We start from the raw sequence: 11,031 nt of genomic DNA on the forward strand, positions 1-11,031 counted from the left end.
AACGCGGCCGTCGAGGAGAAGCGCGGGTTGATCTCGAAGATCCGGGGCCTGCCCTCGGCGTCCAGGCACAACTGCACGTTGAACGGCCCGTCGGCGCGCAGGGCCGACTGCACGGCCCGGCAGGACTCCGCCACCGCCGGGGCGCGGCGCGTCACCGCGTACCGGGTGACCCCCTGTTTGAGGACCACCTCCTTGGGCACCACCGCCTGCACCCGGCCGTCGCGCCACACCACCACCGACACCGTGAACTCGGGGCCGGTGACGCGCTCCTGGACGATGAGGTCCTCGGCCGCGTACCCGCCCTCGGACACGACCCGGGGCAGGTCCTCACGGGAGCCGATGACCGCCACACCGCGGCTGCCCCGGCCGCTGCGGGGCTTGACGACGGACCCGCCGGGGGCGTCCGCGGCGTCGGACGGCCAGTCCGTCGCCGACCAGGTGCGGGGGACACCGATCCCGGCCGCGTCCAGTCGCCGCATGAGCAGCGCCTTGTCGAGGCAGGTCGCGACGAACTCCGCCCGGGGGAGCAGCACGGCCACTCCGTCGTCGGCGAGCGCCGCGATCGGGACCAGCTCCTCGTCCACGAGGGGGACCACCGCGACCGCCCGCTCCCGTGCGCACAGCTCCCGCATCCGGGGCAGGAAGGCGTCGCTGTCGCCGGGGGGCACCAGGTATCCGCGATCGGCGAGGTACAGGCCGGGTGCGGCGGGGTCGATGTCGGTGGCGACCACCCGGAACCCCGCCTCGCGCAGGTGGAGGATGGTGCCGGGGGTCGGGGCCGAACCCGCCGTCGTCACCACGACCGTCGGCCTCGTCGCTGGTTGCTGGGGCACCGCTGATCCCTCCCGGGGTGTGGGGGCGGTCGGGACGACCGTGCGACGAGCCTAGGGGGCCCGGGCGGAGTTCACCCCGGTCTTGGCCGAATCCGGTTGCGGTGTCAACCGAAAGGGCCCCTCGCGCGTGTATCCCACGCCCCCGGGAGGGAGAGGGGCGGGGGCGGGTGCCCGGCGACGCCGCGCACCCGCCCCCGATCAGGTCGGTCCGTCCTCAGGCGCGCTCGTACACGGGCGCGATGACCGCACGCGCGATGGCGTGCGAGAACAGGTTGAAACCGACGAAGGCGGGGCTGGCCGAGGCGTCCACCTCGAGGCGGGGCACGTCCACGGCGTGGACCGCGAACATGTAGCGGTGCGGTCCGTGCCCGGGCGGCGGCGCGGCGCCGACGTAGCCGTGGCCCCCGGCGTCGTTGCGCACGGTCACGGCCGATTCCGGCAGACCGGAACTGTTCGCGGCGCCCGCCGCCAACTCGGTCACCTCGACCGGGATGTTGCACACCGACCAGTGCCAGAATCCGCTGGCGGTCGGCGCGTCGGGGTCGAAGCAGGTGACGGCGAAGCTCCGCGTCCCCTCGGGGAAACCGCTCCAGGACAGGTGCGGCGAGACGTCCTCGCCGCCCGCACCCATGATCCCGCTGACCTGGGGCTTGGACAGGGTCTTCCCGTCGGCTACGTCGTCACTGGTCAGGGTGAACGTCGGCAGCTCGGGCAGGAAGTCGTAGGGGGAGGGTGGCATGGCCACGATCGGGGTCCTCCTTCGTTCGCGGGAGTGGGTCCGGTACCTGACGGACACGACGTCGTGCCGGTACGTCGGTCCGCGCCGGGTACGGCGTTCCGTCAGGTTCTCTGAACATACGCCTCACGGGGATACTCCGTCGCATCCGGGTACTCGCCGTGTTGGACGGCACCGCCCGGGGGAGACGACATACCGACCGCGCGGTATGGTCGGGGACGACAGCGGACACGAACCAGATTCGGTATCCGATCCACCGACAGGGAGTCGCCATGACCGCTCGCTGGGGCATCACCATCCCCTTGGAGGGGGTCCCCCTCCTGGAACAGAGGTCCGTCATCGAGCAGCTGCCCGACCTCGGCTACACCGACGTCTGGTCGGCCGAGGCCAACGGCGCCGACGCCTTCACACCGCTCGCCCTCGCCAGTGTGTGGGCGCCGAGCCTCCGGCTGGGCACAGCCATCGTTCCCGTGTACACGCGCGGTCCCGCGACCCTGGCGATGAGCGCCGCCGCGATGGCCGCCGCCGCGCCCGGCCGCTTCGCGCTGGGAATCGGCACCTCGTCCAACGTCATCGTGGAGAGGTGGAACTCCATCCCCTTCACGGAGCCCTACAAGCGGATCCGCGACACCCTGCGCTTCCTCCGCGAGGCGCTGACCGGAGCGAAGGTCAAGGCCGAGTACGACACCTTCTCCGTTCAGGGGTTCACCCTCGGGGCGGTGCCCGAACAGGCCCCTCCGCTGTTCGTCGCGGCCCTGCGACCGGGCATGCTGCGGCTGGCGGGACGCGAGGGCGACGGGGCGATCATCAACTGGCTGTCCGCCGAGGACGTGCGCACGGTCGCCCCCCACGTGCGCGGAGCCGCCGAGGACGGACGGGACCGGGAGGTGGTCGCCCGGATCTTCGCGATCCCCGACACCGATCCGGACACGGCCCGGGGCATCGGCCGCTGGGCCATCTCCGCCTACCTCAACGTCCCCGTCTACCGGGCCTTCCACGAATGGCTCGGACGCGAGGAGCTCACCCCCATGTGGAAGGAGTGGGACGAGGGCGACCGCAAGGGCGCGCTGGAGGCCATCCCCGACTCGGTCGTGGACGACCTGATCGTGCACGGCCCCGCGGAGTACTGCCGTGAGCGGATCCGCGCCTACGCCGACGCCGGGGTGACCACCCCCGTCATCGCGCCGCTCGTGCCCGGCGACCCCGTGGCCGCCGTGCGCGCGCTCGCCCCCGTGACCTGACGCCGTCGGGGTCAACGCGACTCCAACGGCCCCAGCAGGCGGCGGGCGCGCAGCACCAGCTCCAGCTCGAACCGGGCCCCCGGGTCACGCAGGCGCGGGCCGAACAGCTCGTCCAACCTGCGTATCCGGTACCGTACGGTCTGCGGGTGCACACGCAGCCGGACCGCCGCCTCGTTGGCGTTGAACCCCGTCTCCAACCACGCCAGCAGAGTGTCGGCCATCCGGTCCCGCTGGGGCGACCGGAGCCGCGCCATCGGAGCCAGTCGCCTTCGCGCCAGCTCCGCCATCAGAGCGGTGTCCCGTGACAGCAGCAGAGTCGACAGGTGATCGGCCCACCGCACGACGCCACCACCGGGCACCACCCCGGAACGGACCAGGTCAGCCAGGTCACGGGCCCGCGAGAGTGAGACGGGCGCCTCCTCCGGCGCCACGCTCGGTCCCAGGGCCGCCGAGCCGCCGCGCAGCGATCGCTCCAGGGTCCGCAGCCGTCCGGGCCCGTCCGGATCGGGTACCAACGCGCACGGCTCGCTCCGCTCCAGGTCCACCAGGACGTCGGACGGCAGTGCGGGGGGCGCGGACTTCTTCCCGGGCAGCAGCACCGCCACCGCCACCCGGTCGGGGACCCGCCACCGCGCCGCCCGGGCCAGCGCCGGCACCGCTCCGCTGTCGCCGCCGACCCCCGCCAGCAACTCCTCCAGCAGCCGTGTCCGTCCGCGCTCGCGCTGGTCGGCGTCGGCCCGGCGTACCTCGGCGTGGCCCTCGGCGGCGGCCGCGGTGACCTCCTCCTGGAAGGCGAACAGCGCCTCGCCCAGGACCACCACGTCCTGGCGGGTGAACGCGTCCGTGACCGCCAGCCGCCGCCACGCGATCGCCACCGCCGTGCGCGTCCCGGTGTGCAGGCGCTCCAGCGTCCGCCCGCCGCGAGCCTCACCGGCTCCGAACGCGCGGAACTCCTCGGTGACGCCGGTGGGCCCGTCGAAGGGGCGGCCGCCCTCGGCCCGGTCGAGGAACGCGTACGCCGCCGACGCGATCAGCCCGCGCCACGCCTCGGCCTCACCGGGATCCAAGGACGGGCCGTGCGCCTCCGCGCGGCGTCGGACCGCCTCGACCGTGCTCCGCGCCAGCCCCGGCACCAGGGGACGCAGCCGAGCGCCCACACCCGGGGGGAACCGGGAGAACGGGTCCGTCGGAGTCTCCTGCCACCGCGGATACGACATGCCACCTCCGGCGCGGACGCACGGCCGAGGCCGGTCGTGGCACGCCCGCGCGTGCTCCGTGCGCCAGAAAGTCCCATCGTTGACGCGGCCCGCCGGGGGCGGCGCACCGCGGTCCCATCCCACCAGAGGGCCGCCGCGCCGACAACCCCGGTCCGCGGCGCACTGTGCGCGGCGCGTGCGTTCCCCCGCCCCCTCGCCGCGCCGTCGCTCGGCGACCGGTGCCACCACGGCTACAGCGGGTGCAGGTGGGCGGCGGCGGAGGCCCGCACCCCCTCCGACACCCGGTCCAGCAGCGGCGACCGCAGGTTCCAGCGCTGCCAGTACAGCCGCACGTCCACCGGGTGGTCGGGCGCGAGCGCGACCAGCCGCCCCGCCTCGATCTGCGCCAGGCACTGCTGTTCGGGCACCACCCCCCACCCGAGCCCGAGCAGGATGGTCTTGGCGAAGTCCGTCGAGGCCGGGATGAAGTGGCACGGCGCGCTCGGCTCGTGTCCGGTCAGGTTCCGCAGGAACTGGTCCTGGAGTTCGTCCTTGCGGTCGAAGTTGACCACCGGGGCGTCCACGAGCCGCTCCACGTCGACCGGGTCGCCCAGGTGCTCGGCGGCGAAGCCCGGAGCGCACACGGCCTGGTAGCGCATGGTCCCCAGGCCCTCGACCGCGCACCCCTGGACCGCCTCCGGGGTCGAGGTGACGGCGGCCATCACCGCCCCGGAGCGCAGCAGCGACGTGGTGTGCTCCTCGTCCTCCCGGTGGACGTCGAACACCGCGCCCAGGTCGGCGGGGAGTTCGGCGAGTGCCTCCAGGAACCACGTGGACAGGCTGTCGGCGTTGACCGCCAGCGGGACGGGGACCCGGTCGGCGCCGCCCTCCCAGGCCTGGAGTTCGGCCAGCACGTCCCCGTCCAGGAGGACCACCTGCCGGGCGTAGCGCAGGACCACGTCGCCCGCCGCGGTGGGCGCCACCGGGTTGGTGCGCTGCACCAGGACCTTGCCCGCGGTCTGCTCCATCGTCCGGATCCGCTGCGAGACGGCCGAGGCGGTCACGTGCAACCGGCGGGCGGCCGCCTCGAAGGTCCCCTCGTCCACCAATGTGGTGAGGGTGCGCAGGTGGTCGAACTGGAAGGGCATCCTTAGCCTTTCTTAAGGGTTCTAAGAAAGTTTAGCTTTACTGCACACTCCGGAGATCCTAACGTTCCGGACGTGAACGAATCCCTGCTCGCGGCGGTGCTCGGCCTGGGAACCGGGCTCGCCCTCATCGTGGCCATCGGCGCCCAGAACGCCTACGTCCTCCGGCTCGGCATCGACGGTCGCCCCCGCACGGTCCTGGCCGTGGTCCTGGTCTGCGCCCTGTCGGACGCCGTCCTCATCACCGCCGGGGTCCTCGGCGTCGGCGCGGTCATCGAAGCGGTGCCGACGGCGCTCGTCGCGGTGCGCGTCCTCGGCGCCGGGTTCCTGGTGGTGTACGGCCTGCTCGCGGCGCTCCGGATCATGCGTCCCGGCGCCCTCACCTCCGACGGGGCACCGCGCTCCCTGCGGCTCGGACCGGCCGTCGTCACCGCCCTCGCCCTGACCTGGCTCAATCCGCACGTGTACCTCGACACGGTGGTCTTCCTCGGCTCCGTCGCCAACCAGCAGGACGGGCAGGCGCGCTGGTGGTGGGTGCGCGGCGCCGTGACCGCCAGCTTCCTGTGGTTCTTCGCCCTGGGCTTCGGGGCCCGGCTCCTGCGCCCGGTGTTCTCCCGGCCGGGCGCGTGGCGGGTCCTGGACGGGGTGATCGCCGTGGTCATGCTCTCCCTGGGCGCCCGCCTGGCCCTCGGCGGCTGACTCCGTCCGCGGACACGCCCTACGTCGAGGGGCGGCCCGGGGCACGCCTCCCGGCGTAGCGGGACGCGCTTCGGAGACGAGGCGCCGGTCGCGGCCCCGCTCCTACGTTGGTCCCATGACCGTTCAGAAGAGGGCCGCCCTCGGCCTGTCGTTCCCCGTACTCGTGCTCCTGGCCCTGCTCTCGGTGCCCCGGGTGGTCCTGCACGACCTGTCCGTCCTCGAGGAGGGCACGTTCGTCAACGGTGTGTTCGTCTTCGTGCCCCCGCTGGTGTGGATCGCCGTGGTCCTGGTCCGGCGGGTGCCCAACCCCCTCGTGACCCTGTTGGCGGTCGGGCTGATCTCGGGTGTCTTCCTCGCCCTCGGACACCAGCTGCTGTGGAACGTCTCGTGGGGCGACGACCCGCCCGCGCTCGGCGGCGACCTCGCGGACCTCGCCCCGGCGGCACAGGCCGTCATCATCCGAGGGTTCGCGGTGGTCAGCAGCCTGGTGACCGGGACGATCGCGGGCGGGCTGTGCGGGCTCGCGGCCCTGGCGCTCCAGCGCGTCACGGGCGTGCGGACGGCCTGACCCGTCCGCACGCCCCGGGGCTCACGCCTACCAGCTGGACTTGGTCACGCCGGGCAGCTCCCCGCGGTGGGCCGCCTCGCGGAACCGGATCCGGGACAGCCCGAACCTGCGCAGGTACCCGCGCGGACGGCCGTCCACCGAGTCCCGGTTGCGTACGCGCGTCGCGCTGGCGTCGCGGGGTTGGCGCTGGAGCTCGCGCACGGCGGCCGCACGCTCCTCCGGGCCCGTCTCCGGGCTCCGGATGATCCGCTTGAGCTCGGCCCGCCGCTCGGCGTACCGGGCCACGACGCGCCCGCGGTGCTCGTTCCGGGCGATCTTGCTCTTCTTGGCCATCTCAGACCCTCTCCCCGCGCGCCCGGATCTGGGCGACCACCCGTTCGATGCCCTGGGCGTCGATGACGCGCATGCCCTTGGCGCTCACCCGCAGTCGGACGTAGCGGTTCTCACTGGGCAGCCAGTACCGCTTGCTCTGGATGTTCGGGTCGAATCGGCGGCGGGTGCGCCGGTGCGAGTGGGAGACGGCGTTCCCGAAGCTCGGGGCGCGGCCCGTCACCTGGCAGACGCGTGACACGGTGTTCCTCTCGGTCGTTCGGTCGGGGTTTCCTGTGCGCGATCAGGATTTCCTGGTCGCTGGAGTGTTGGACGGGTAGGGGAGCAGGGCCATCTCGCGGGCGTTCTTCACCGCGGCGGTGATGAGCCGCTGCTGCTTGGCGGTCACCCGTGTGACCCGACGGCTGCGGATCTTGCCCTTCTCGGAGATGAACCTGCGCAGCAGTTCGACGTCCTTGTAGTCGACGTGGTCGGCGTCGCCGAGCGGGTTGGCGAACCTGCGGGACGGGCCGCGCCCGCCGGCCCGCCGGGGTGTGGCGCTCATGGGGATTCCTTTCTCACAGGGCGTCGGCGAAGGGGTCGTTCCGGAGTGGCCGCCCGGTCTCCTCCTCGGTGATGAGGCACGAGTCGAGCAGCGCGACCAGGCCCTCGGTGTCCAGGTCGACCCCGGTGAAGGCCAGGTGCTGCCCTCGGTCCCCGACGACCGGGTCCCAGTCCAGCCGGGCGGCGAAGCGCCGCGCCTCGGAAACCATCTCCATGGCGGCTCCGGGCAGGGCGTCCAGCCACGGGCCGCCGCTCTCCAGGACCAGGGCGTCGCTGTGGGCGTCCCAGACCAGGAGGGTGTCGGGTCGGCTGGCCAGCCAGATCCGCCCCCGGCTGCGCAACCCGGCCGAGACCAGCCGTTCCAGGGCCTCATGGGTGCGCTCGGGATGCAGTGGCCTCCTGCGGGACCAGGTCACGGTGCTCACCCGGCCGTCCGTGCGCGGGCTGTACCGCGCCCACGCGGGGTTGGTGCGATTGGCGGCGGCCTCGGGGTCGAACCGGCCGTGCGTGAGATCGGCCAGGCCCGCTCCGGGCGTGACGACGGCGGCGGCCGGATTGAGCTGTTCCAGCAGCGAGCGCGCCTCGTCGCGGTGCCGGGTCCCGTGCAGGACCACGGCGGTGGGGTACTCGATCTGGTGCGCCAGGACCTCGGCGACGGTCCGATCGTCCTCCACCGCGATGTCCAAGCCGCGGTCGCGCAGGTCGTCGTGTGTGGCCAGGTCGGGGAGCAGGCGGTCGGCGGCCACCGCGGTCAGGGCGGCGACCAGGTCCAGCTCGCGCTGGGCGGCGATGACCTCGGCGACCGTTCGGGGCTCGACGACGTCCCAGGCCTCCACGACGCACAGGGAGTGCTCACCCTCGGCGGCCAGTCGCAGCAAGAGGGGCACGAGGTCCTCGCGCAGGGTGCACGACGCGCACAGGTGGTCCAGTTCGACCGGGGTACGGTCAAGGGGTCCCCAGCGGTCGCGGGTGACGCGGTGGACGCGCCCCTCACTGATCTCCTCGAGGTCGTGGTGGACCGCCACCGACCTCGGCACCGCCGCGAGCAGCGCGTCCACCGTCCGTCCGCGCGCGGCGCGGTGCAGTCCGGTGACCACGGCCACGCGCATGGGGCTTGTCGGCTCCATCGGGGGTGACCTCCGTTCTTAAAATGGAAACGATAATCATTATCGTAACCTACGTGCGACCGACCCCGGAGCCGACGGGTCGGTGGGCGAGGGGGAGGGGGCGTGCGGGACCGCCACGCCCCGGGCCGTCCCCCGTGGGCGGCCCGGTGGGACGTGGCGGCCGTCTCACCGTCCGGGGCACCCGTGCCCCGCTCGGGTCAGGGCACCGTCCCGCGGTGGGAGTTCAGCGGTTCGGTTCGGCGGAGCTGACGTCGGCCAGCGCCGAGTGTTCGTCGACCGCCTGGGCCAGGTCGCCGATCGAGATGATCCCCACGACGTCCTCGTCGTCCACCACGGGCAGGCGGCGCACCGCCTTGGACCGCATCATGTCCACGGCCTCCGAGACCCGGCACTGCGGCGGAACCGTCGCCACGTGCGCGCTGCAGGTGGCGCCTGCGGTCTGGGTGTCACAGTCCCCGCCGGCCGCCAGGCAGCGCACGACGATGTCGCGGTCGGTGAGGATGCCCATGAGCGAGCCGTCCTCGTGGGTCACGATCACGTCGCCGACGTTCTCGTCCCGCATGATGCGGGACACGGCCCGCAGGGACGTGTCCGGCCCGACCGTGCGCGCGGGGCTCGTCATCAGTTCGGAGATGGTCCTCGGCATGATCCCTCTCCCTTCCTTCGGTGTGCGTCCCGCATTGGACCCCTAGCCGTTCCCGTAGGGGCCAAACCTGGCGGGGCGCGCTTCGGAGCAGGTCGGAGCCTGTGCCGACGCCGGTTTCCCGCCCCTGTCGGGGATCCTCGCCGATGCCGCTACCATCGGCGGCACGAGACGCCGGGCGGTGAGGGGACGGGATGCCGGAAACCGGGAGCACGGGCGGCGCGCGGTCAGGAGGGGTTCCCGCGCGTCGGCCGACGATGGCCGACGTCGCGGCGCGCGTCGGGGTGTCCCGGCAGCTGGTGTCCCTGGTGATGAGCGACCGCCCCGGGCCGAGCGCGGCGACGCGGCAAAGGGTCCTGCGGGCCGCGGAGGAGATCGGGTACTGCGCGGACAAGACGGCCCGACTGCTGCGCCGGGCCCGCAGCCGCCAGGTCGGGGTGCTGTTCACCATGGAGCATCCGCTCGACGTCCACCTCGTCGAGGCCGTCTACCCGGCCGCCGCCGCACTGGACTACGGCGTCGTGCTCAGCGCTCTGCTGTCCACGCGGGATGAGCGCGAGTCCATCGACGACCTGTTGGGTCTGCGCTGTGAGGCCCTCATCCTCATCGGACTCTCCGCCGCGGCCCCCGCCCACCTGGCCACGATCGCGGCGCAGGTCCCCGTGGTGGAGATCGGTCAGCGCACGGGGGTGGAGGGCACCGACAGCGTCCGGACCGCCGACGCCGACGGGGTGCGTCAGGCGGTGGACCACCTGGTCGCGCTGGGGCACCGCGCCATCACGCACGTCGACGGCGCGGACCTGCCCGGCGCGCCGGAACGCAGGCAGGGCTACGCCGAGGCGATGCGCGCCCACGGCCTCGGCCCGTTCGCCGACGTCATCGCGGGCGACTACTCCGAGGAGTCGGGCGCGCGGGCGGCTCGCGCACTCCTGACGCGCGACCGCCTGCCCACCGCCGTGGTCGCGAGCAACGATCGCTGCGCGCTCGGCCTGTTGGAGACGTTCGTCCGCGCGGGCGTCCACGCTCCGCGGGACGTGTCCGTGGTCGGTTACGACGACAGCCGGACCGCTCGCCTGTCCTTCGTCGACCTCACCTCCGTCCGGCAGGACGCGGCGCTGATGGCGCGGATCGCGATGGGGTGCGCGGCCGAGCGGCTGGACGAGGGGCGCACGGACGCCAGGCACGTCGTCCTGGAGCCCACGCTCAGCGTCCGAGGGAGCACCGGGCCGCCGAGGCCGGACGCGCGCTGACCCGGATCCGCCGTCGGGGCGGACCCGCGCGCGGGTGGGTCCGTGCCCCGCCTTCCGGCCGCCGCGAGGGAGATCACACGTCCGAGTGGTTGGGTTCGGTCCCGGAGAGCTGCGACCCTGGATTTAGCACGTGCCAAATCGGTGGTCGGGGTCCTCCCCGACCATGTCGGCCCACACCCCTGGGTTCCCGTTCGCACGCCCACCCCGCGTCCACCGTCGTGAAAGGGGGCACACCCATGCCTCTGGCCCTGCTCGCTCTCGCCGTCGGAGCGTTCGCCATCGGTACCACCGAGTTCGTGATCATGGGTCTGCTGCCCGAAGTCGCCACGGATCTGGACGTCCCGGTCGCGACCGCCGGATACCTGATCTCCGCCTACGCCGGGGGAGTGGTGGTCGGCGCGCCGCTGCTCACGGCCCTGAGCACGCGTGTGCCGCGCAAGGCCGTCCTGCTGATCTTCATGGGGCTCTTCCTGCTCGGCAACGTCGCGACCGTCGTGGCCCCCGGCTTCGGGACGGTGTTCGCCGCCCGGGTCCTGGCGGGCCTTCCGCACGGCGCCTTCTTCGGCGTGGGCGCGCTGGTCGCCGCGCACACCGCCCGCCCCGACCGCAGGGCGACCGCGGTGGCGCGCATGTTCCTCGGTCTGACCGTCGCGAACATCGTGGGCGTCCCCGCGGGCACCTTCCTGGGCCAGCTCCTCGGCTGGCGGGGGGGCTTCCTGG

At 73.3% G+C, this 11,031-nt stretch carries 13 protein-coding genes and 1 pseudogene (1 of these 14 only partly in view); 5 read left to right on the forward strand and 9 right to left on the reverse strand.

Going from position 1 to position 11,031, the window contains the following annotated elements; genetic code table 11:
- Both D471_RS0106610 and D471_RS0106615 read right to left on the reverse strand, forming a co-directional pair.
- A partial coding sequence (locus tag D471_RS0106610; protein ID WP_017597894.1) for an ATP-grasp domain-containing protein occupies positions 1-800 on the reverse strand: 800 nt, incomplete at its 3' end.
- A gap of 247 nt (positions 801-1,047) precedes the next feature.
- Positions 1,048-1,578, reverse strand: coding sequence for a YbhB/YbcL family Raf kinase inhibitor-like protein (locus tag D471_RS0106615; RefSeq protein ID WP_017597895.1), 531 nt, complete (start codon positions 1,576-1,578; stop codon positions 1,048-1,050).
- A gap of 263 nt (positions 1,579-1,841) precedes the next feature.
- Here D471_RS0106615 and D471_RS0106620 point away from each other — a divergent pair, with 263 nt between their 5' ends.
- Positions 1,842-2,810, forward strand: coding sequence for an LLM class F420-dependent oxidoreductase (locus tag D471_RS0106620; protein ID WP_017597896.1), 969 nt, complete (start codon positions 1,842-1,844; stop codon positions 2,808-2,810).
- 11 nt (positions 2,811-2,821) lie between these two features.
- Here the strand turns inward: D471_RS0106620 and D471_RS0106625 are convergent, their stop codons facing one another.
- Positions 2,822-4,027 carry a PucR family transcriptional regulator gene (locus D471_RS0106625; RefSeq protein WP_017597897.1) on the reverse strand — a complete coding sequence of 402 codons (1,206 nt, stop codon included), beginning with the start codon at positions 4,025-4,027 and terminating at the stop codon, positions 2,822-2,824.
- 230 nt (positions 4,028-4,257) lie between these two features.
- A complete protein-coding gene (locus tag D471_RS0106630) occupies positions 4,258-5,154 on the reverse strand; it encodes a LysR family transcriptional regulator ArgP (RefSeq protein WP_017597898.1) in 897 nt (298 codons plus the stop codon).
- Positions 5,155-5,226: 72 nt separating this feature from the next.
- Here D471_RS0106630 and D471_RS0106635 point away from each other — a divergent pair, with 72 nt between their 5' ends.
- Together D471_RS0106635 and D471_RS0106640 are read left to right on the forward strand one after the other, a co-directional pair.
- Positions 5,227-5,850: a LysE/ArgO family amino acid transporter gene (locus D471_RS0106635; RefSeq protein WP_017597899.1), complete on the forward strand. Its 624-nt coding sequence runs from the start codon at positions 5,227-5,229 to the stop codon at positions 5,848-5,850.
- 115 nt (positions 5,851-5,965) lie between these two features.
- Entirely contained in the window at positions 5,966-6,418 is a 453-nt protein-coding gene (locus tag D471_RS0106640; protein ID WP_017597900.1) for a hypothetical protein, read from the forward strand.
- 27 nt (positions 6,419-6,445) lie between these two features.
- On the opposite strand, the gene rpsN is transcribed toward D471_RS0106640, so the two are convergent.
- From rpsN to D471_RS0106665, 5 genes are all read right to left on the reverse strand, one after another.
- A complete protein-coding gene (gene rpsN / locus D471_RS0106645) occupies positions 6,446-6,751 on the reverse strand; it encodes a 30S ribosomal protein S14 (RefSeq protein ID WP_017597901.1) in 306 nt (101 codons plus the stop codon).
- Between the two features lies 1 nt (position 6,752).
- Positions 6,753-6,989 carry a 50S ribosomal protein L28 gene (gene rpmB / locus D471_RS0106650; protein ID WP_017597902.1) on the reverse strand — a complete coding sequence of 79 codons (237 nt, stop codon included), beginning with the start codon at positions 6,987-6,989 and terminating at the stop codon, positions 6,753-6,755.
- 42 nt (positions 6,990-7,031) lie between these two features.
- Positions 7,032-7,292 carry a 30S ribosomal protein S18 gene (rpsR, locus tag D471_RS0106655; protein WP_017597903.1) on the reverse strand — a complete coding sequence of 87 codons (261 nt, stop codon included), beginning with the start codon at positions 7,290-7,292 and terminating at the stop codon, positions 7,032-7,034.
- 13 nt (positions 7,293-7,305) lie between these two features.
- A complete protein-coding gene (locus D471_RS0106660) occupies positions 7,306-8,400 on the reverse strand; it encodes a GTP-binding protein (protein ID WP_017597904.1) in 1,095 nt (364 codons plus the stop codon).
- A 241-nt stretch (positions 8,401-8,641) separates the two neighbouring features.
- Positions 8,642-9,064 (reverse strand): CBS domain-containing protein, encoded by a 423-nt coding sequence (locus D471_RS0106665; protein ID WP_017597905.1) that lies wholly within the window; start codon positions 9,062-9,064, stop codon positions 8,642-8,644.
- 254 nt (positions 9,065-9,318) lie between these two features.
- On the opposite strand from D471_RS0106665, the gene D471_RS0106670 reads away from it, so the two are divergent.
- Both D471_RS0106670 and D471_RS33285 read left to right on the forward strand, forming a co-directional pair.
- On the forward strand, positions 9,319-10,311 hold the full coding sequence (locus tag D471_RS0106670) for a LacI family DNA-binding transcriptional regulator (RefSeq protein ID WP_017597906.1): 993 nt from the start codon (positions 9,319-9,321) through the stop codon (positions 10,309-10,311).
- Between the two features lie 236 nt (positions 10,312-10,547).
- A pseudogene (locus tag D471_RS33285) lies at positions 10,548-11,031 on the forward strand (MFS transporter); it runs 732 nt beyond the window's last position.

This window comes from Nocardiopsis lucentensis DSM 44048 (genome assembly GCF_000341125.1).
GTDB lineage: Bacteria > Actinomycetota > Actinomycetes > Streptosporangiales > Streptosporangiaceae > Nocardiopsis > Nocardiopsis lucentensis.

What these genes read in the sequence shown, in the direction of transcription:
- D471_RS0106620 (WP_017597896.1), top strand. Translation starts at nt 1,842, where the DNA reads ATGACCGCTCGCTGGGGCATCACCATCCCCTTGGAGGGGGTCCCCCTC.
- D471_RS0106625 (WP_017597897.1), bottom strand. Translation starts at nt 4,027, where the DNA reads ATGTCGTATCCGCGGTGGCAGGAGACTCCGACGGACCCGTTCTCCCGG.
- D471_RS0106630 (WP_017597898.1), bottom strand. Translation starts at nt 5,154, where the DNA reads ATGCCCTTCCAGTTCGACCACCTGCGCACCCTCACCACATTGGTGGAC.
- D471_RS0106640 (WP_017597900.1), top strand. Translation starts at nt 5,966, where the DNA reads ATGACCGTTCAGAAGAGGGCCGCCCTCGGCCTGTCGTTCCCCGTACTC.
- rpsN (WP_017597901.1), bottom strand. Translation starts at nt 6,751, where the DNA reads ATGGCCAAGAAGAGCAAGATCGCCCGGAACGAGCACCGCGGGCGCGTC.
- rpsR (WP_017597903.1), bottom strand. Translation starts at nt 7,292, where the DNA reads ATGAGCGCCACACCCCGGCGGGCCGGCGGGCGCGGCCCGTCCCGCAGG.
- D471_RS0106660 (WP_017597904.1), bottom strand. Translation starts at nt 8,400, where the DNA reads ATGCGCGTGGCCGTGGTCACCGGACTGCACCGCGCCGCGCGCGGACGG.
- D471_RS0106665 (WP_017597905.1), bottom strand. Translation starts at nt 9,064, where the DNA reads ATGCCGAGGACCATCTCCGAACTGATGACGAGCCCCGCGCGCACGGTC.
- D471_RS0106670 (WP_017597906.1), top strand. Translation starts at nt 9,319, where the DNA reads ATGGCCGACGTCGCGGCGCGCGTCGGGGTGTCCCGGCAGCTGGTGTCC.